This is a genomic window from Pseudomonas sp. SZ40 (assembly GCF_052958135.1).
The window spans coordinates 116,401-134,937 of record NZ_JBQWIF010000013.1; the positions used below are offsets into that span (position 1 = coordinate 116,401).

The window sequence follows — 18,537 nt, forward strand, 5'->3', positions numbered from 1 at the left end:
TGTCTGTTCTCCTGATCCGATTCGATTACAAACTGCGAGAGGTGCTAGCGAAATTGCGCCAGGAACCGCAGATCGTTATCGAAGAACAGCCGTAAGTCGTTCACCCCGTAGCGCAACATGGCCAGGCGCTCGACGCCCATGCCGAAGGCGAAGCCGGAGTATTTTTCCGGGTCGATGCCGCTCATGCGCAGCACGTTCGGGTGGACCATGCCGCAGCCCATCACTTCCAGCCAGCCAGTCTGCTTGCACACGCGGCAGCCTTTGCCGCTGCACATCACGCACTGCATGTCGACTTCCGCCGATGGCTCGGTGAACGGGAAGAAGGAGGGACGGAAACGCACGCCCAGGGGCTTCTCGAAGAACACCCGGAGGAATTCCTCGATGGTGCCCTTGAGGTCGGCGAAGCTCACGCCCTCGTCCACGAACAGGCCTTCGACCTGGTGGAACATCGGCGAGTGGGTGATATCGGAATCGCAACGGTACACGCGGCCCGGGCAGACGATGCGAATCGGCGGCTGCTGGGACTCCATGGTGCGTACCTGTACCGGCGAGGTATGGGTGCGCAGCAGCATGTTGGCGTTGAAGTAGAAGGTGTCGTGCATGGCACGCGCCGGGTGGTGGCCCGGAATGTTGAGCGCCTCGAAGTTGTGGTAGTCGTTCTCCACTTCGGGGCCTTCGGCGATGCCGTAACCAATGCGCGTAAAGAATTGCTCGACGCGCTCCAGGGTACGGGTAACCGGGTGCAGACCACCCGATGCCTGGCCACGGCCCGGCAGGGTGACATCGATACGTTCGGCGGCGAGCTTGGCGCTCAGCGCGGCCGATTCGAGAATGTCCTTGCGGCTGTTGAGGGCGTCCTGGACGCGCTCCTTGGCCGAGTTGATCAGAGCGCCCGCCTTGGGACGTTCTTCGGCAGACAGGTTGCCCAGAGTCTTCATCACCTGGGTCAGTTCGCCCTTCTTGCCCAGATAGTGAACCCGCAGTTGCTCCAGGGCGTTCACATCGTCGGTGTGGCTGACGGCCTCGAGCGCTTGCGAGACCAGCACATCCAGATTTTCCATTTACAGACTCCAGATACGAAACAGGGGAAGAGCTTGAAGGCTCTTCCCCTATTGGTGACGTTTAGCACCGGGCCGAAACCCGGTGATTGTCGGGGACTTAAGCCAGTACGGCTTTCGCTTTCTCGACAATCGCAGCAAACGCCGCTTTTTCGTTCACTGCCAGATCAGCCAGAACCTTACGGTCGATTTCGATCGACGCTTTTTTCAGGCCAGCGATCAGGCGGCTGTAGGACAGACCGTTGACGCGAGCACCAGCGTTGATACGAGCGATCCACAGAGCGCGGAACTGACGTTTTTTCTGACGACGGTCACGGTAGGCATATTGACCAGCCTTGATGACAGCCTGCTTGGCAACACGGAATACGCGCGAACGTGCACCGTAGTAGCCTTTAGCGAGTTTCAGAATTTTTTTGTGACGAGCACGAGCGATAACGCCACGTTTAACACGAGCCATGAGTTATTTCCTCTATCTTGACCGAGATTAACGAACGCGCAGCATGCGCGCGACCTTTGCAACGTCAGACGGATGCACCATGGTGCTACCGCGCAGGTGACGCTTACGTTTGGTCGACATCTTGGTCAGGATGTGGCTCTTGAAAGCGTGTTTGTGCTTGAAGCCGGTGGCGGTTTTCAGGAAACGCTTAGCCGCACCGCTTTTGGTTTTCATCTTTGGCATGTTCGGATACTCCGCATTCAGTTGATATAGATAACCATAAGGCCTGCCGTGCCCTGGAGGTTACTTCTTGCGTTTGGGAGCGATGACCATCATCAGTTGGCGTCCTTCCATCTTAGGATGCTGTTCGACGGTACCGTGTTCGGCGAGGTCGGCTTCGACCCGCTTCAACAGTTCCATACCCAGCTCCTGGTGGGCCATCTCACGACCACGGAATCTCAGAGAGATTTTGGCCTTGTCCCCTTCCATCAGGAAACGTACCAGGTTGCGAAGTTTTACCTGGTAATCCCCATCTTCCGTCCCTGGACGAAACTTGATTTCTTTGATCTGCTGCTGGTGCTGGTTCTTCTTGGCGATGGCAGCCTGCTTCTTCTTCTCGAAGAGGTGCTTGCCATAGTCCATGATCCGACACACTGGTGGGACCGCATCAGCGGAAATCTCCACCAGATCCAGCTTCGCGTCTTCGGCGATTCTAAGCGCTTCTTCAATAGAGACGATGCCAATCTGCTCGCCTTCAGCGCCAATTAACCGAACCTCGCGTGCCGAGATATTCTCGTTGATCGGGGCCTTCGGTGCAGCTCGTTTATCTTGTCTCATTTCACGCTTAATAATAATTACTCCAAATCTTGGCGACCGCGCCGGGAAACCGCTTGTGCGAGCAACTCATTGAATTGGGCGATGGGCATCGAGCCCAGATCAGCACCTTCACGGGTACGCACAGCGACAGTTTGCGTCTCGACTTCGCGATCCCCGATGACGAGCAGATAGGGGACCTTGAGCAAAGTATGCTCGCGGATTTTAAAGCCTATCTTCTCGTTCCTCAAGTCGGACTTGGCACGATAGCCGCTTTGAGTGAGCGTTTTTTCCACTTCGAGGGCGAAATCGGCCTGTTTGTCGGTGATATTCATGACCACCGCCTGGGTTGGCGCCAGCCATGCCGGGAAGGCACCCTCGTAGTGCTCGATGAGAATTCCGATGAAACGCTCGAAGGAACCGAGAATCGCGCGGTGCAGCATGACCGGAATCTTGCGGCTGTTGTCTTCGGAAACGTAGCTCGCTTCCAGACGCTGCGGCATGTTCGGGTCGTACTGCAGGGTGCCGCACTGCCAGGCACGGCCAAGGCAGTCGAGCAGCGTGAATTCGATCTTCGGACCGTAGAACGCACCCTCGCCCGGCAGGTATTCCCACGGCAGGCCGGCATCGTTCAGGGCGTCGGCCAGGGCTTTCTCGGCGCGATCCCAGAAGGCGTCGTCGCCAACGCGCTTGGCCGGACGGGTGGACAGCTTCATCTTGATGTCGCTGAAACCGAAGTCCGAATAGACCTGAAGGGTCAGCTTGATGAAGTCGGCCGCTTCCTTCTTCACCTGCTCTTCGGTGCAGAAGATGTGCGCATCGTCCTGGGTGAAGCCGCGCACGCGCATGATGCCGTGCAGGGCGCCGGATGCTTCGTTGCGGTGGCAGGAGCCGAACTCAGCCAGACGCAGCGGCAGCTCGCGGTAGCTCTTCAGACCCTGGTTGAAGATCTGCACGTGGCACGGGCAGTTCATGGGCTTGATGGCGTAGTCGCGGCTTTCCGACTCGGTGGTGAACATGTTGTCGGCGTAGTTGCCCCAGTGCCCGGACTTCTCCCACAGCACACGGTCGACGACCTGCGGGGTACGGACTTCCTGGTAGCCGTTTTCACGCTGCACACCACGCATGTACTGCTCGAGCACCTGGTAGATGGTCCAGCCGTTGGGGTGCCAGAACACCATGCCCGGCGCTTCTTCCTGGGTGTGGAACAGGTCCAGGCGCTTGCCGATCTTGCGGTGATCGCGCTTCTCGGCTTCTTCGATGCGCTGGATGTAGGCAGCCAGCTGCTTCTTGTCGGCCCACGCGGTGCCGTAGATACGCTGCAACTGCTCGTTCTTGGCATCGCCACGCCAGTAGGCGCCGGACAGCTTGGTCAGCTTGAATGCCTTGAGGAAGCGGGTGTTGGGCACGTGCGGGCCGCGGCACATGTCCACGTACTCTTCGTGGTAGTAAAGGCCCATGGCCTGCTCGTTCGGCATGTCTTCGACGAGGCGCAGCTTGTAGTCTTCGCTGCGCGAGGTGAACACGTCGATGACTTCGGCGCGCGGCGTCACTTTCTTGATGACGTCGTAGTCCTTGTCGATCAGCTCTTTCATGCGCGCTTCGATGGCGGTGACGTCATCGGGCGTGAAGGGGCGCTCGTAGGCGATGTCGTAATAGAAGCCATCGTCGATCACCGGGCCGATGACCATGCGCGCAGTCGGATACAACTGCTTGACCGCGTGGCCGATCAGGTGGGCGCAGGAGTGACGGATGATTTCGACACCCTCGTCATCCTTGGGCGTGATGATCTGCAGGGTCGCATCGGCATCGATGAGGTCACAGGCGTCTACCAGACGACCGTTGACCTTACCGGCGACGGTGGCTTTCGCCAGGCCAGCACCAATGGATTGCGCCACCTCGAGTACGGATACCGGGTGATCGAACGAACGCTGACTGCCGTCGGGAAGAGTAATGATGGGCATGGCGCCTCCTCTCCTAGTGGTGACCTCTACCAAAGGCCACGTGGGTTGGGATGAGCCAGTAAGCGATCCGGTGGCGTATCTGCCATACAGAGGCAGGAGCCGTGAGGCTGGCCACAGAACCGCAGTCACTGGAAGGTGTGAAACGGTGGATGCTTTCAGAATCATGACCGCCTGACAAGACGGCCAAAAAAAATGGCCGCCGAAGCGACCATTTAAAATTTGGTAGGCACAATTGGATTCGAACCAACGACCCCCACCATGTCAAGGTGGTGCTCTAACCAACTGAGCTATGTGCCTGCTGTGGGTGCGCATTCTACGGAGCCACGCCGAGGAGTCAACACCTTTTTTCGCTAACTGACTAAAAAAACTGAGTTTTTTACGTTTGAGGCATGTAACCGCCCTGCCCTCGCCGCCGTAACGCCTGCTCTTATTCCTGGGGTATCGCTTCACTCAACCCGAACTACGATGATGCGCATCGCCCTCGCAGGGTGGAAAGCGCTCTTCTATTCCAGCATTGGGACAGCAACTGATCGCTCCTCACGCTCCGCGTGGGTATGCATCCCGAGACGCTCTGCGTCCTCACGGCCCAAGGCCAGCCCAAGCAACGAAGACGTACGCATTCGTAGGGTGGAAAACGCTCCTCTTTTCCACCATTACGATGGCAGACGGCACCCTGAGCGGGACCGCCCGTATCGGGTTACCCATGGACGACGGATGAAAAGAGCGCCAGCTACCCACCCCGATCCACCCTGCGGGAGACGGTCCGGGGCGGCGCGTACCAGCCCCTACGAAAAACGGCGCTCGAGTGCGCCGTTCTGTTTTGCCGGATGCCTTACTGGGCCGGGCAAGCGGCGGGTGCGCTGCACTGGCCTGATGCGGCGCCTTGCTTGCCGATTACGGTGAAGCGCTTGTCGTCGGGGGCGATGCGTTGGGCGCAATGGCGGGCACTGGTGGCCTCCGCTTTGCAGCCGCGTTCGTCGAGCACCTGGGACAGGTTGAACCAGCCTGCAGCGAAGTCCGGCTGGCGGCTGACGCTTTCGCGAAGCGCTGCTTCGGCGCCACGCAGGTCACCGCCGGCGTAACGGCTGTTGGCCAGGGCGAACCAGCCGACGGCCTGTTCCGGCCAGCGCTGGGTGGCAGTGCGGTAGGCGTGCTGGGCGACGTCCTTGCGGCCGACCTCTTCCAGATCCGCGGCAGCCTTGAGCCAGGTGGTCGGCTCGGCGGTGGCCGGCAAGGTGTCTGGCGGCATGGTCACCACGGCCCAGCGGCTTCCGCGCGCCCAGGTCTTGTCGAAGGCGGCGAAATCGGTCACCCAGCGGCGGGTGGTGCCGGAACGCAAGATCAGCGTCTGCTCTCGACGGTCATAGCCCACCAGTACCGCGAAGTGCCATTGCGGGTACCAATCGAAGCCCAGGTTCTGTAGCACCAGCACCGGGTTGCCAGCGGCCACTTCAGCGAGCAGCGCATCGAGTTTGGGCTTGAGCGGATAGACGAGCAGATCGTGAGAACGCGCTGCCGCGACCATCTCCACTTGCAGGCTGCCTTCGCGGCCAGGGATGTAGACCTGGTCCTGCAGGAAGCCGGGAGTGGTCAGCACACCGCGCTGGTTGAGCATGGTCGCCAGAGCGGCGGGCCCACACTGGTAGGCGGTCTGCGGATAGAAGGGAACGCTGCTGAGCTCGACCCGCTCAGGCAGGCGCTGGGCCTCCGGTGAAAGTACCGGAGACCTGGCGCATGCACTGAGCAGGACGATCAGAAGTGAAGCGAGGAGCGGTCTTAGCGATTTATGCATTTCACGAAACTGAAGAGGTCTGTGGCGCAGAGCATATCGGTGATGATGAAGATCACCAAGAACAACACGATGATGCCGACCACACCCGCACCAGCCGGGGCTTCGGAGAGCTGAGCATTGAATTGCGACAGTTCGGCGCTGGTCAGGTTGTTGATGCGGTTTTCCACCTGATCACGCTCGACGCCCATGGCGAGCAGCTTTTCCTTGACCTGTTGATCGTCGAGCATCGACAGCAGTTGCTGACGGTCGACCTGCTGTTGCTGCTCGGTGAGCACTTCACCCGTACCGATCATCGCGGCATTGGCGAGTGGAACCTGGGCGATCATCAGGACATGGAACACTGCCAACATGGCAGCCAGACGACGAAAGAACGGGGATTTGGTCATTTTGGTATCTCCTTATCAACCATCATCCTAGACCCCTGTGGCAATCGGCCAGTTCCACCTATATCTGCGGCCACCTCGGCAGGCGCTGCAGCCCAGGAATACCGGGCGCTGCAGCCTCGCCGCCCGGCGCCGAAAAACGCCCCGAAAACCAGCGCATTTCATGCCATTGCGCGTGCCCGATGACTCAGAGCGTCTGGCCCAGCTCGCTGCTCAGGTAGTCGCGGCGCAAATATGTTCTGCATGAAACGCGGTTCTTACGCACAAGTCCACGGCACTTACTGGCTCGCGAATCCAGCGCAACAACGCCCAGGCATCGCTGTCAGCTACAGACAGCTGTTCATTCAACAGGAGACTTACATGCCACAGATTCCCGCCCTCGGCCTCGGCACCTTCCGCCTCAAGGACCAGCAGGTGATCGACTCGGTACGCACCGGCCTGGAGCTCGGCTACCGACACATCGACACCGCGCAGATCTATGGCAACGAAGCCGAAGTGGGCCAGGCCATCGCCGAAAGCGGTGTGCCGCGCAGCGAGCTGTTCGTCACCACCAAGATCTGGACCGACAACCTGGGCGCCGACAAGCTGATCCCCAGCCTGGAGGAAAGCCTGCGCAAGCTGCGCCTCGATCAAGTCGACCTGACCCTGATCCACTGGCCCTCCCCCAATGACGACCTGCAGGTAGCCGAATACATGGCCGCCCTGCTGGAGGCCAAGGCCGCTGGCCTGACCGCGCTGATCGGCGTGTCCAACTTCACCAACGCGCACCTGCAACAGGCGATGGAGGTAGTGGGCGCCGACCAGATCGCCACTCACCAGGTGGAAATCCACCCCTTCCTGCAGAACCGCAAGGTGGTGGCGTTCGCCCAGGAACACGGCGTGCACCTGACCGCCTACATGCCCCTGGCCTATGGCAAGGTGATGACCGACCCGGTGATCCAGGACATCGCAGCCAAGCACGCCGCCAACCCGGCACAGGTCGCCCTGGCCTGGGCGCTGCAGCAGGGCTTCGCGGTGATTCCGTCGTCCACCAAACGGGCCAATCTGGAAAGCAACCTGGGTGCACTGAAGCTGACGCTCAGCGAGCAGGACATGGCAGCCATCGCCAAGCTGGAGCGCGGTGAACGACTGGCCAACCCGGGCTTCGCTCCGCACTGGGATTAGAAGTCGACCTTACCCCTGCCCGCCTTGATCGCCCCGCGCTTGGCCTTGCCTTCCAGCCGACGCTTCTTGGAGCCGAGGGTAGGCTTGGTGGGGCGGCGGGCCTTTTCGGTCTTGCCTGCGGAGCGGATCAGCTCCGCCAGGCGCTCCAAGGCGTCAGCGCGGTTCTGTTCCTGAGTGCGATATTGCTGGGCCTTGATGATCACCACGCCATCGGCAGTGATGCGGCTGTCACGCAGGGCCAGCAGCCGCTCCTTGTAGAACGGCGGCAATGACGACGCCTGGCTGTCGAAACGCAGGTGCATGGCGCTGGACACCTTGTTGACGTTCTGCCCGCCTGCGCCCTGGGCGCGAATGGCGGTGAGTTCGACTTCGTCGTCAGGCAGATGGATGCTGTTGGAAATGACCAGCATGGGGTGCCTTGTTCTGAATGGGCGTGCAGGATAGCCCGCCAGACGCCCGCACGGCTGAAACCTTTGCTTGAAATTTGCCGATACAAGGTGCGAGGCGCTCAAGTAACGTAGTCGACCGCGCAGGCATTTCAGAGAAGACCATGGACTCGATTACCCAAGCCGTACTCGGCGCCAGCATTCAGGGCGCCCTGCTGGGGCGCTGGCAGGGGCGCAAGGCGCTGCTTTATGGTGCCGTGCTGGGCACCTTGCCGGATCTGGACGTGATCATCGACTACGGCGACTCGGTGGCGGCGATGACCTATCACCGCGGTTTCAGTCATTCGCTGTTCGTGCTCAGCGGCTTCGCCCTGCTGCTGACCTGGCTGATACGACAGTGGCGACCCCATCCCGGCTATTCGGCCCAGCGGCTGTTCCTGGCGATCTGGCTGGTACTGATCACCCATCCGCTGCTCGACGCCTTCACCAGTTACGGTACGCAACTGCTCTGGCCGCTGGCGCCCACACCGGCGGCCTGGTCGAGCATCTTCATCATCGACCCGATCTACAGCCTGCCGCTGCTTGGCGCGGTGATCTATGGGCTGATCAGCGGCCTGAAGGATCGGGCCAACCCGGTGGTCAACTGGGCGCTGGCGTTTTCCACCCTGTATCTGGCTTCGACCCTGGGCGGCAAATACATGGCCGAGCACCGGGTGGAGCAGGAACTGGCCCGTCAAGGCATCGAAGCCGAAGCCATCTTCAGCTCGCCGACGCCGTTCAATACGCTGTTGTGGCGGGTCATCGTGATCGAGGGCGAGGACTACCACGAGGCGTTGGTCGGTTGGTTTGACGGCGCGCCACCGGTGCTGGAGCGCATGCCTCGCGGGGCCGCACTGGGCGAGGCGCTGGACGATTCGCCAGCCCACCAACGCTTGAAGTGGTTCACCAATGACGTACTGCGTTACGACCGCCTTGGCGATCATCTGGTGGTCACTGACATCCGCCTGGGCATGACCGGCTTCCACCCGTTCCGTTTCGACTTCGCCCACCGCCAGGGCGATACCTGGCAGGTGCAATCGTTCATCGAGCGCTGGCCCTCGGAGCGCGGCGACATGCAGCGCCTGGCCTTGCTCTGGCAGCGCATCTGGCAGCCCTCGACGCCCGTCCCGCTGGCGCTCTGGGCCAGCGAGCTGAGCCAGTATCCGCAAGGCGAGAGCTCACCGCCCGATACCGACCTGGCGCCAGGCCGCAAAGCAGCCACCTCCGCGAACGACAAGAAAGACCCGGCGCTGTGAACCCTAGCCTGGGTCGAGCGAAGCGGTACCCGGGAAGCCCTTTCCCGGGTATCCCGACCTCAGGTTCGGAACTGCCGCACCAGGCCCTGTAGCTCGACGCCAAGGCGCGCCAGTTCGGCGCTCGAGCTGGCGGTCTGCTGGCTGGCGCTGGCGCTCTGTTCGCCGATATCGCGTACTCGGGTCACGCTCTCGCTGATGGTTTCCGCCACGGCGCTTTGCTCTTCAGCGGCGGCGGCGATCTGCTGGTTCATCTGTTCGATGGTGCTCACCGCCTGGGTGATGCGACCGAGTGCATCACCGGCCTCCCCTGCCAGGCTGACCGTGCGCTGGGTCAGGGCACGGCTGCCTTCCATCTGCGCCGAGGCGCCACCGGCCAGGCGCTGCAGGTTGGCGATCAGGTTTTCGATTTCCTGGGTCGAGTCATGGGTACGTCGTGCCAAGGCACGCACTTCATCGGCTACCACGGCGAAACCGCGGCCCTGGTCACCGGCACGGGCCGCTTCGATGGCGGCGTTGAGCGCCAGCAGGTTGGTCTGCTCGGCGACCGCGCGGATCACTTCCAGCACGCTGCCGATGCGCCCGCTTTCCTGATTCAGCTCCTGCATGGCTTCAGCCGACTGCTCGACCTCCTGGGCCAGCTTGCCGATCTGGCTGATGGCCTGCTGCACCACCTGATTGCCCTGCTGGGCTTCGCGGTCCGCGTCGGCCGCGGCCAGCGAGGCCTGCTCGGCGTTCTGCGCCACTTCCTGCACGGTGGCGGCCATCTGGTGCATGACGGTGGCGGTCTGCTCGGTTTCGACCTTCTGGGTCTGCACGCCAGCGCTGGTCTGCGCGGTGATCGCCGAGAGCTGCTCGGCTGCCGCAGCGATCTGCCCAACCCCACCGCCAATCCGCCCGACCAGATCGCGCAGGCTGCGGGTCATGCCCTGCATGGCCTCGAGCAACTGGCCGAGTTCGTCATGGCGGTCCTGAGGCAGATCCTGGCTGAGGTCACCACCGGCGATGCGCTGGGCGAAGGCCACGGTCTGGCGCAGCGGTGCGACGATGGAACGGCTGATGCTCAGCGCCGCGAACAGGCCGATCAACACGGCCGCGCCGCCCATGCTGCCGAGCAGCAACATGGCGCTGCGGCTGTCATCGCTCATGCTCTGCTCTTCGATGTTCTTGGCCTGTTCGGCCAGCGCAAGCACCTGATCGGCCTGCTGGAGCATGGCGGCATCACTGGCCTTGCTCTGTTCGTAGAGCTGCTGGAAATTGGTGAACGCCTGCTGGTAGGTGCCAAGCGCCACCAGGGCGGCCTCGATCGCGCGCTTCTGATCGTCGTTGAGCCACACCATCAGGCCGCTGGCCGATGATTGCAGGTCGTAACTGACGAAGTTCCAGTCTTCCAGCGCAGCCGGCGAGCCATCGATGATGAACTGGCTTTCGTGGCCGCGCAGTTCGAGCATGCGCTTGCTGAGGTTGGAGGCGGTTTCCGCCAGGGTCAGCGGGTCGCTGCCGCGCAGTTGGTCGCCGGCCAGGCGCAATTCACGCACGGCGTCGTACATGCCCAGCTCGATCATCTCGAACTGGCTACGCGCTTCCTGGGCCGCTTCGCCCATCTGGGTACGGGCTTCGCTGGCGCGAGCCTGTTGCTGCACGCTGGCGTCGAACTGCTGCAGGTAGTCCGCGGTGGCGGTGTCCATGGCCTGCAGACGTTCACGTTCGGCGGGGGTGGCACTGGCAATCTGCTCGGCCAGGCTGGCACGCACCGTGGCGAGCTGCTCGCGCATGCGCTGCGCATCGGCTTCGCTGTGGCTGATGGCGTAGTCGCGCTCCATGCGCCGCGCACCGAGTATCTGCGCGTCGATGGTCGACAGCCCGAGGGACTGGGCGTGCCCCGTCATCACCGCCTGCACGGCGACGAAACCACTGCCGGTCACGGCAACGGTCAGCAACAGCACCAGGCCAAAGCCCATCAGAAGTTTCTTGCCTACGGAAAGGTCGACGAACAGTCGAGTGGCAGAATGCAACATCCTAAGCGGCTCCATTTATTTTTATAGATTGCAGTGCTCGAGCGCCGTCATGGCGACGCTACTCATGGCTCCAGAAAGGTCATCGGCCAATGGGCACAAACCCTTAGCAAAAAGACAGCGCCATTAAGTTGCCACTATACCTGCAGGTTCACTGAGAGGTTTGCTGTAGCGCAACAAAAGGTTGCAGCGCGGTAGCAGATGGCACAAATGACACCCGCAGCCTTGCACTGCGGGTGTTGCGGGTAGCCAGGCGGCTACCGAGCGAGCCGACGCTGGCGCAGCTGGAAGCAGCCCCAGATGAACAGCAGCCAGAACGGGATGGCGAACACCGACATGCGAATGCCCGGAATGAACAGCATCACGCCAAGGATGAACAGCACGAACGCCAGGCACAGGTAGTTGGCGAAGGGAAACCAGAAGGCCTTGAACGACGGTTCGACGCCCTTGGCCTGCATGGCCTTGCGGAATTTGATGTGGGCCAGGCTGATCATCGCCCAGTTGATCACCAGTGCGGCGACCACCAGGGACATCAGCAGCTCCAGCGCACTCTTGGGTACCAGATAGTTGACCACCACGCAGACCAGCGTGAAGGCCGCCGAGAAGAAGATCGCCAGCACCGGCACACCGCGCTTGTCGACCTTGAGCAGCGCTTTGGGCGCATTGCCCTGCTCTGCCAGGCCGTAGAGCATGCGGCTGTTGCAATACACGCCACTGTTGTAGACCGACAACGCCGCGGTGAGCACCACGAAGTTGAGGATGTGCGCAGCGGTGTCGCTGCCGATCAGCGAGAAGATCTGCACGAAGGGGCTGCTGCCGTAGGAGTCGCCACCGGCGGTGAGGGTCGCCACCAGATCGTCCCAGGGATGCAGCGACAGCAGCACGGTCAGCGCGCCGATGTAGAAGATCAGGATGCGATAGACCACCTGGTTGATCGCCTTGGGGATCACCGTTCGCGGCTGATCGGCTTCGGCCGCGGTGATGCCCACCAGCTCCAGGCCGCCGAACGAGAACATGATGATGGCCATCATCATCACCAGCCCCGAAATGCCGTTGGGGAAGAAGCCGCCGTGGCTCCACAGGTTGCTCACCGATGCCTGCTCGCCGCCTGCGCCGCTGAACAGCAGGTAGCAGCCGAGCAGGATCATGCCGATGATCGCCACCACCTTGATGATCGAGAACCAGAACTCGGCCTCGCCGAACACCCGCACATTGGTCAGGTTGATGGCATTGATGGCGACGAAGAACACCGCCGCGGTGGCCCAGGTCGGCACCTCCGGCCACCAGTACTGCACGTACTTGCCCACTGCGGTGAGCTCGGCCATGCCGACCAGCACGTAGAGAACCCAGTAGTTCCAGCCCGACAGGAAGCCCGCGAACGGCCCCCAGTAGGCATGGGCGAAGTGGCTGAAGGAGCCGGCCACGGGCTCTTCGACGATCATTTCGCCGAGCTGGCGCATGATCAGGAAGGCGATGAAACCGCCGATGGCGTAGCCGAGGATCATCGATGGCCCGGCCGACGCCATGACCCCGGCCGAGCCGAGGAACAGACCGGTACCGATGGCGCCACCCAGGGCAATCAATTGAATATGGCGGTTCTTCAGACCACGCTTGAGCGGGCCTGTCTGGAGCATTTCGCTTGGCATCTGTCACCTGTGGGTGATCGACCGTGACGGGATCGAACCCGCTCGGCTCGTGGCCTGGCGGAATGGCTTGGTTTTCTCGTCGATCACTGCGCGTCGGGCTGGGCATCCGGTGCGGCTTGCCGGAATGCCTCGAGGGCCTCACAGCGTGCGGTCAGAGCGAGGATGCGAGGATACGCATCGAGGTCACAGTCGAAACGGCGCGCATTGTACACCTGTGGAACCAAACAGGCTTCCAGATAGCCGGGCCGCTTGCCCAGGGAAAATGTTTCACCGTACGCCACCAGACCCTGTTCCACGGCAGCCAGGCCCTGAGCCACCCAGTGCCGGTACCAGGCGCTTCGCCCCTCTTCGGAGACGCCCAGTTCACGCCCGAGGTACTGCAGCACCCGCAGGTTGTCGAGCGCATGCACCTCGCAGGCGATGTGCAGCGCCAGCGCCCTGATCGCCGCGCGCTGCGCCGGTTCGCCAGGCAGTATCGCCGGCACCGGGAAGATCTCCTCGAGGTATTCGAGAATCGCCAGCGACTGGGCGATCCGCACCCCGCCGTTCTCCTCGTCCACCAGCAGCGGCACCAGGCCCTGGGGGTTCAGCGCCCGGTAGGCATCGCCGTGCTGCTCCCCGCCCTCGCGAACCAGATGCACCGGCACCTGCCGGTAAGCGATGCCCTTCAGGTTCAGTGCAATACGCACCCGGTAAGCGGCGCTGGAGCGCCAGTAGGAATACAACGTCAACATACAGCCTCCACATCCATAGGAGCCCTGCCCCCGGGGCGAATCGTGCAGCCAGCACAGATCATGCGCTAAGGCCGCAATCGCTTCGCGCCGAGGGCGACGCTCCTACGCGACCCGCAAATACCTTGCCGCCAACCCCATACCCGTAGGAGCCCCGCCCCCGGGGCGAATCTTGCAGCCAGCACAGATCATGCGCTAAGGCCGCAACCGCTTCGCGCCGAGGGCGACGCGCCTGCACAAACCAGGCTCCTGGCTAGCGGTAGCGTTCGACCTGCTGGTCGATGGCGCCAAAGATACTAGCCCCAGCGGCGTCGAACATCTCGATGCGCACCCGATCACCGAACTTGAGGAACGGGGTTTTCGCCTCGCCGTGCTCGATCACCTCCAGCATGCGCTTCTCGGCCAGGCAGCTGGAACCGGCACTGCGGTCGTAATTGGAAACGGTGCCCGAACCGATGAGGGTGCCGCTGCCCAGGGGGCGGGTACGGGCGGCGTGGGCAATCAGCGTGGGGAAGTCGAAGGTCATGTCGGTGCCGGCGTCGGGCTGGCCGAACAGCTGGTCGTTGATATGCGACACCAGTGGCCGATGCACCCGCCCCTCGCGCCAGCTCTCGCCCAGCTCGTCCGGGGTGACCGCCACTGGTGAGAAGCTCGACGACGGCTTGCTCTGGTAGAAGCCGAAGCCCTTGGCCAGCTCGCCGGGAATCAGATTGCGCAGCGACACATCGTTGACCAGCAGCAGCAACTGCACATGCCCGAGCGCCTGGGCAGGCGTGACGCCCATCGGCACGTCGTCGGTGATCACCGCCAGTTCGGCTTCCAGATCGATACCCCAGGCTTCGTCACCCAGACGGATCGGCGCGTGGGGCGGGATGAAGGCATCCGCGCCGCCCTGGTACATCAGCGGCTCGTGCCAGAACGACTCGGGCATCTCGGCGCCGCGGGCCTTGCGCACCAGTTCGACATGATTGACGTAGGCACTGCCATCGGCCCAGTGATAGGCGCGTGGCAGCGGGCTGTGGCAATCGCGCTGGTCGAAGTCGAACGCGGCAGCCTCCAGACCATCATTGAGGCGCTGGTAGACCGCCTCCAGTTGCGGCCGCATGTTCGCCCATCGATCCAGGGCGGCCTGCAGCGTGTGGGCGATCTGTGGCACGCGAACGGCACGTGACAGATCGCGGGAGACGACCACCAGCACGCCATCACGGCCCTGGTTCAGTGATGCCAGTTTCATCAGGACTCCTTGCCCGGCGCACGCCAGGAATTCACGTACTCGGCAACGTCCACCGCAGCAGCGGCGTCAGCCACTTCCAGAGCGCGGCGCGTATCGATCATCACCGCCACCTCATCGGTGAAGGTGGCTGGGTCGGTCTGCGCCTTCTTCAGGGCCTTGGGGTGCGGGCCATGGGGGAAGCCGCAGGGGTGCAGGGTGACCATCCCGGCTTCGATGTTGTCACGGCTGAAGAAATTGCCGCGGTGATAGAACAGCACTTCGTCGTAGTCATCGTTGTTGTGGAAGAACGGCACCTTGAGTGCGCCGGGGTCGGATTCCACCGGCCGCGGCGTGAAGGTGCAGACCACGAAGCCGTTGGCCACGAAGGTGGTGTGTACCGACGGTGGCAGGTGGTAACGATGGCTCACCAGGGGCCGGATATCGCGCCAGTTGAGGCGCACCACGGTGTTGTCGCCGTGCCAGCCCACCGCATCCAGAGGGTTGTAGGGGTAGGTCACGGTGCTGATCTGGTTGCGCCGCTTGATGCGGATCTGCCAGGTGCGCTCGTCCTGCTGGGCCTTGAAGGCCTCATCGATATGCGGATGATCGAGCACGGCCGGATCGAAGATCGCCTGGGGCCCGAGCAGCCCCTTGTCGGGCAGTTGGTAGGCGCCATCGGTGTTTTCGATCAGCAGGAAATGGCTGGGCGCTGTCGGCTCGATGCGCCAGGCAGTGCCACGGGGAATCACCAGGTAATCGCCATCGCGGTACTCCAGGTGCCCGAAATCACAGTAGAAGTGCCCCGCGCCGTCATGCACGAACAGCAGTTCATCGCCATCGCTGTTGCGCACCAGGTGGCTCATGGCGCCGGTGGTCTTCCACACGCGCAGGCGAATGTCGGCGTTATGCAGGGTCAGCGGCGCCTGCAGCGGGCAGTCGTGCTCGCTGGCAATCCGGTTGAAGTCGAAGGCATGGGGCCGCAGTGGGCCCTGCCAGTCGACCCAGCCGGTGGGCGGGTGCTTGTGATGCAGGTGGGTCACGGGGCCGAAGAAACCCTCGCGGCCCATTTCTCGCTCGTAGGTCTCGGCGGGCAGGTCACAGTGAGCCTGGCGCGAGTGCTCGCCTTCACGCAGGGGAAAGCTGATCCATTTGCGGCTCATGGCTTCACTCCTCGCTGATCACACCACGGCGCAGCTGATCCTCTTCGATGGATTCGAACAGGGCCTTGAAATTGCCCTCGCCGAAGCCCTGATTGCCCTTGCGCTGAATGATCTCGAAGAAGATCGGACCGATTACCGTATTGGTGAAGATCTGCAGCAGGATGCCGTCATCGCCCGGAGCGCCGTCGATCAGCAGGTTCAGGTCACGCAGCACGTCCAGCGGCTCGCCGTGCCCGGCCACGCGCTGGTCCACCTTCTCGTAGTAAGTGTCCGGCGTGCTCATGAACGCCACGCCGTTGGCCTGCAGCTTGCGCACGGTGGCATAGATGTCGTCGGTGGACAGCGCGATATGCTGGATGCCCTCACCATGGTACTCGCGGATGAATTCCTCGATCTGCGACTTGTCGTCCGCGGACTCGTTGATGGGGATGCGGATCTTGCCGCAGGGCGCGGTCATGGCCCGGGAGACCAGACCGGTGAGCTTGCCTTCGATATCGAAGTAACGGATCTCGCGAAACCCGGCGATGCGCTCGTAGAAGCCCGACCAGACGTCCATCTGCCCGCGTTTCACGTTATGGGTGAGGTGGTCGATCATCTGCAGGCCCACGGCGTTGTCGTCCGGCCCGCGACCTTCGATGAACTCGAAATCCACGTCGTAGATGCTGTGCTCGCCATAGCGGTCGACCAGATACAGCAACGAGCCGCCGATGCCCTCGACGCAGGGAATGTTCAGCTCACCGAAGTTGGCATGGCTGCCGACCAGGGTAGCGCCCTGCTCCTGCACGTAGGCGGCAGCCTGGGCGGCGTTGCGAACCCGGAAGGCCATGGCACAGGCGCTCGGCCCGTGCTTCTCGGCGAAGGCATGTACATGGCCGGTCGGGCTGCCGTTGAGGACGAAATTGACGCCGTGCTGCTGGAACAGCCAGACCTGCTTGCTGCGGTGCCTGGCCGTCTCGGTGAAGCCCATGGCGGTGAACAGCTGACGCAGCTGCTCGATGCCTTCCGGCGTAGGGGCGGTGAATTCGACGAACTCGAAACCGTCGGTTCCGATGGGGTTGTGCTGTTCGATTCTGGACACGGCGTTCATGGGTTGTCCTCGTTGTCGTTATGGCTCCATGACAGTCGAGGCCGGTGTTAGGGGCAAGGCCCTCGGATGGGTGCGAGGTGACCTTAGGTCGTGGCCGTGGCAACGGATCGATACATCGGAAGGCCCCGCCACGGTATTCGTGGCTTTCAGAGCCACAGACCTTATCCTCTCGTAAACCTTTCTTTACAGCGTGGTCGATTTGGCTGCCGACGGGATGATGGCCGAATGACAGGCAGATAACTGCAAACGTGCCAGAATGACAGCATCCAAGATGAGCCAACCATGAGGCCGCCATGAGCAGTGAAACGCCTTCCGAAGCCGAGAGCCCCGCCGCGTTCGATCTCGCTCCCGCCAGCGATGAGGAGCGCCTGGCCAAGCTGGAAAAGGCCAACCGCCTCAACCGCCTGCTGATCTTCGGCTTGGCGTTGCTGCTGTTCATCGTGCTATCGAGCCTGGCCACCTCGGCGGTGGTGAAGATGCTCGCCGACGAGCCTCCTCCTTTCGATCCCGAGGCATTCGCCGCCGTTCAAAAGCGTGCCGAAACGCTGGAAACGGAATTGGCCAGCCTCAAAGAGGATCAAAAACGCCAGGATGCCCTGCTGAAACTGGCGGCCACCCCGCCGCCTCCGGCGCCAGCCACCGCGGCACCGGCAGCGGCCCCGCCCCAGGACATCGCCGCGCTGAAGCTCATGGGCCGCACCTTGCTGGGCCAGGAACAGAGCTTCCAGCAGAGCTTGCAGGCCCTGAAGAACGGCATGCGCGACCTCGCCGACATGATTCCCGGCTCACGCAGCTGGCTGGATGATTACAACGAAGAACTCGACAAGGCCGTCAACGCCAGCGTGCAACGCACCAAGGCGATCCAGCAATGGGGCAGCAAGCTGCCGCACGAGTAGTTTTTCAGTGCCGGCCTCAAGGACGCGTCTACCGAAATGGTGCCAACGCGGGTGTCGCGGTACGGCCACAACTCCATCGCCCGCAAGCGGGCTCCTACGCGATCGAGCCCGCCGCCCAGCCAGCGAACACCCCGGCCTGTAGGAGCCCGCTTGCGGGCGAATCGGATGGCCGACGCGGATGATCCGGCCTAGACGGCAGCGGTCTGCCGGAGAAGAGTCTCCGGTGTCGCTTCACTCAACCGCAGCGGATCAAGGCGGATGGTGCGCAATGGCACCAAGAGCTGCGTTTACCGGAATGGGACCAACGCGGGTATCGCGGTACGGCCACAACTCCATCGCCCGCAAGCGGGCTCCTACGCGATCGAGCCCGCCAACCAACCAGCGAACATCCCGGTCCTGTAGGAGCCCGCTTGCGGGCGAATCGGATGGCCGACGCGGATGATCCGGCCTAGACGGCAGCGGTCTGCCGGAGAAGAGTCTCCGGTGTCGCTTCACTCAACC

The 18,537-nt window shown here is 62.5% G+C and carries 17 protein-coding genes, 1 tRNA gene and 1 pseudogene; 3 read left to right on the forward strand and 16 right to left on the reverse strand.

The window, feature by feature from the left end:
• Window positions 1-44: 44 nt before the first annotated feature.
• The 8 genes from pheS to ACT9T4_RS12935 all read right to left on the reverse strand — a co-directional run bounded on the left by pheS (window position 45) and on the right by ACT9T4_RS12935 (window position 6,449).
• Window positions 45-1,061, reverse strand: a complete 1,017-nt coding sequence (gene pheS, locus ACT9T4_RS12900) for a phenylalanine--tRNA ligase subunit alpha (RefSeq protein WP_042552870.1) — start codon at window positions 1,059-1,061, stop codon at window positions 45-47.
• Between the two features lie 97 nt (window positions 1,062-1,158).
• Window positions 1,159-1,515, reverse strand: coding sequence for a 50S ribosomal protein L20 (gene rplT / locus ACT9T4_RS12905; RefSeq protein WP_003461224.1), 357 nt, complete (start codon window positions 1,513-1,515; stop codon window positions 1,159-1,161).
• Window positions 1,516-1,542: 27 nt separating this feature from the next.
• Window positions 1,543-1,737, reverse strand: a complete 195-nt coding sequence (gene rpmI / locus ACT9T4_RS12910) for a 50S ribosomal protein L35 (protein WP_042552869.1) — start codon at window positions 1,735-1,737, stop codon at window positions 1,543-1,545.
• Window positions 1,738-1,797: 60 nt separating this feature from the next.
• On the reverse strand, window positions 1,798-2,349 hold the full coding sequence (gene infC / locus ACT9T4_RS12915; protein WP_179540022.1) for a translation initiation factor IF-3: 552 nt from the start codon (window positions 2,347-2,349) through the stop codon (window positions 1,798-1,800).
• Window positions 2,349-4,271, reverse strand: a complete 1,923-nt coding sequence (thrS, locus tag ACT9T4_RS12920; protein WP_499117309.1) for a threonine--tRNA ligase — start codon at window positions 4,269-4,271, stop codon at window positions 2,349-2,351. The genes infC and thrS overlap by 1 nt, the downstream gene beginning before the upstream one ends.
• Window positions 4,272-4,491: 220 nt before the next feature.
• A tRNA-Val gene (locus tag ACT9T4_RS12925) sits at window positions 4,492-4,568 on the reverse strand.
• 535 nt (window positions 4,569-5,103) lie between these two features.
• Window positions 5,104-6,063: a PA2778 family cysteine peptidase gene (locus tag ACT9T4_RS12930; RefSeq protein WP_179537844.1), complete on the reverse strand. Its 960-nt coding sequence runs from the start codon at window positions 6,061-6,063 to the stop codon at window positions 5,104-5,106.
• Window positions 6,048-6,449 carry a PA2779 family protein gene (locus ACT9T4_RS12935; protein WP_042552865.1) on the reverse strand — a complete coding sequence of 134 codons (402 nt, stop codon included), beginning with the start codon at window positions 6,447-6,449 and terminating at the stop codon, window positions 6,048-6,050. The genes ACT9T4_RS12930 and ACT9T4_RS12935 overlap by 16 nt, the downstream gene beginning before the upstream one ends.
• 357 nt (window positions 6,450-6,806) lie before the next feature.
• Between ACT9T4_RS12935 and dkgB the strand changes: the two genes are divergently transcribed.
• Window positions 6,807-7,610: a 2,5-didehydrogluconate reductase DkgB gene (dkgB, locus tag ACT9T4_RS12940; protein WP_042552864.1), complete on the forward strand. Its 804-nt coding sequence runs from the start codon at window positions 6,807-6,809 to the stop codon at window positions 7,608-7,610.
• Here the strand turns inward: dkgB and arfB are convergent.
• A complete protein-coding gene (gene arfB / locus ACT9T4_RS12945; protein WP_499117311.1) occupies window positions 7,607-8,020 on the reverse strand; it encodes an alternative ribosome rescue aminoacyl-tRNA hydrolase ArfB in 414 nt (137 codons plus the stop codon). The two genes, dkgB and arfB, sit on opposite strands and share 4 nt — an antisense overlap.
• Window positions 8,021-8,160: 140 nt before the next feature.
• Here arfB and ACT9T4_RS12950 point away from each other — a divergent pair, with 140 nt between their 5' ends.
• Window positions 8,161-9,291: a metal-dependent hydrolase gene (locus ACT9T4_RS12950; RefSeq protein ID WP_499117313.1), complete on the forward strand. Its 1,131-nt coding sequence runs from the start codon at window positions 8,161-8,163 to the stop codon at window positions 9,289-9,291.
• Window positions 9,292-9,350: 59 nt separating this feature from the next.
• Here the strand turns inward: ACT9T4_RS12950 and ACT9T4_RS12955 are convergent, their stop codons facing one another.
• The 7 genes and pseudogenes from ACT9T4_RS12955 to hppD form a co-directional block, all read right to left on the reverse strand.
• Window positions 9,351-10,223: a methyl-accepting chemotaxis protein gene (locus tag ACT9T4_RS12955; RefSeq protein ID WP_499117328.1), complete on the reverse strand. Its 873-nt coding sequence runs from the start codon at window positions 10,221-10,223 to the stop codon at window positions 9,351-9,353.
• Window positions 10,206-11,321 (reverse strand): annotated as a pseudogene (locus ACT9T4_RS12960) (HAMP domain-containing protein); the annotation flags it as partial. The pseudogene ACT9T4_RS12960 and the gene ACT9T4_RS12955, both read right to left, overlap by 18 nt.
• 239 nt (window positions 11,322-11,560) lie before the next feature.
• The gene (locus ACT9T4_RS12965) at window positions 11,561-12,949 is read right to left on the reverse strand and encodes an amino acid permease (RefSeq protein WP_042552860.1); all 1,389 of its coding nucleotides are present in this window, start codon (window positions 12,947-12,949) and stop codon (window positions 11,561-11,563) included.
• Between the two features lie 83 nt (window positions 12,950-13,032).
• On the reverse strand, window positions 13,033-13,683 hold the full coding sequence (maiA, locus tag ACT9T4_RS12970; RefSeq protein ID WP_499117316.1) for a maleylacetoacetate isomerase: 651 nt from the start codon (window positions 13,681-13,683) through the stop codon (window positions 13,033-13,035).
• A 250-nt stretch (window positions 13,684-13,933) separates the two neighbouring features.
• Complete coding sequence (locus ACT9T4_RS12975; RefSeq protein WP_499117318.1) at window positions 13,934-14,914, reverse strand: fumarylacetoacetate hydrolase family protein; 981 nt, start codon at window positions 14,912-14,914, stop codon at window positions 13,934-13,936.
• Window positions 14,914-16,053, reverse strand: coding sequence for a homogentisate 1,2-dioxygenase (locus ACT9T4_RS12980; protein ID WP_499117320.1), 1,140 nt, complete (start codon window positions 16,051-16,053; stop codon window positions 14,914-14,916). The genes ACT9T4_RS12975 and ACT9T4_RS12980 overlap by 1 nt, the downstream gene beginning before the upstream one ends.
• Before the next feature lie 4 nt (window positions 16,054-16,057).
• Window positions 16,058-17,140 (reverse strand): 4-hydroxyphenylpyruvate dioxygenase, encoded by a 1,083-nt coding sequence (hppD, locus tag ACT9T4_RS12985; protein WP_499117322.1) that lies wholly within the window; start codon window positions 17,138-17,140, stop codon window positions 16,058-16,060.
• Between the two features lie 293 nt (window positions 17,141-17,433).
• On the opposite strand from hppD, the gene ACT9T4_RS12990 reads away from it, so the two are divergent.
• Window positions 17,434-18,036 (forward strand): hypothetical protein, encoded by a 603-nt coding sequence (locus ACT9T4_RS12990; protein ID WP_179537834.1) that lies wholly within the window; start codon window positions 17,434-17,436, stop codon window positions 18,034-18,036.
• Window positions 18,037-18,537: the final 501 nt, after the last annotated feature.

Bases quoted from the DNA above. Each gene is read 5' to 3' on its own strand.
- pheS (WP_042552870.1), bottom strand. From the start codon at position 1,061: ATGGAAAATCTGGATGTGCTGGTCTCGCAAGCGCTCGAGGCCGTCAGC.
- rplT (WP_003461224.1), bottom strand. From the start codon at position 1,515: ATGGCTCGTGTTAAACGTGGCGTTATCGCTCGTGCTCGTCACAAAAAA.
- rpmI (WP_042552869.1), bottom strand. From the start codon at position 1,737: ATGCCAAAGATGAAAACCAAAAGCGGTGCGGCTAAGCGTTTCCTGAAA.
- thrS (WP_499117309.1), bottom strand. From the start codon at position 4,271: ATGCCCATCATTACTCTTCCCGACGGCAGTCAGCGTTCGTTCGATCAC.
- ACT9T4_RS12930 (WP_179537844.1), bottom strand. From the start codon at position 6,063: ATGCATAAATCGCTAAGACCGCTCCTCGCTTCACTTCTGATCGTCCTG.
- ACT9T4_RS12935 (WP_042552865.1), bottom strand. From the start codon at position 6,449: ATGACCAAATCCCCGTTCTTTCGTCGTCTGGCTGCCATGTTGGCAGTG.
- dkgB (WP_042552864.1), top strand. From the start codon at position 6,807: ATGCCACAGATTCCCGCCCTCGGCCTCGGCACCTTCCGCCTCAAGGAC.
- arfB (WP_499117311.1), bottom strand. From the start codon at position 8,020: ATGCTGGTCATTTCCAACAGCATCCATCTGCCTGACGACGAAGTCGAA.
- ACT9T4_RS12950 (WP_499117313.1), top strand. From the start codon at position 8,161: ATGGACTCGATTACCCAAGCCGTACTCGGCGCCAGCATTCAGGGCGCC.
- ACT9T4_RS12955 (WP_499117328.1), bottom strand. From the start codon at position 10,223: ATGCAGGGCATGACCCGCAGCCTGCGCGATCTGGTCGGGCGGATTGGC.
- ACT9T4_RS12965 (WP_042552860.1), bottom strand. From the start codon at position 12,949: ATGCCAAGCGAAATGCTCCAGACAGGCCCGCTCAAGCGTGGTCTGAAG.
- maiA (WP_499117316.1), bottom strand. From the start codon at position 13,683: ATGTTGACGTTGTATTCCTACTGGCGCTCCAGCGCCGCTTACCGGGTG.
- ACT9T4_RS12975 (WP_499117318.1), bottom strand. From the start codon at position 14,914: ATGAAACTGGCATCACTGAACCAGGGCCGTGATGGCGTGCTGGTGGTC.
- ACT9T4_RS12980 (WP_499117320.1), bottom strand. From the start codon at position 16,053: ATGAGCCGCAAATGGATCAGCTTTCCCCTGCGTGAAGGCGAGCACTCG.
- hppD (WP_499117322.1), bottom strand. From the start codon at position 17,140: ATGAACGCCGTGTCCAGAATCGAACAGCACAACCCCATCGGAACCGAC.
- ACT9T4_RS12990 (WP_179537834.1), top strand. From the start codon at position 17,434: ATGAGCAGTGAAACGCCTTCCGAAGCCGAGAGCCCCGCCGCGTTCGAT.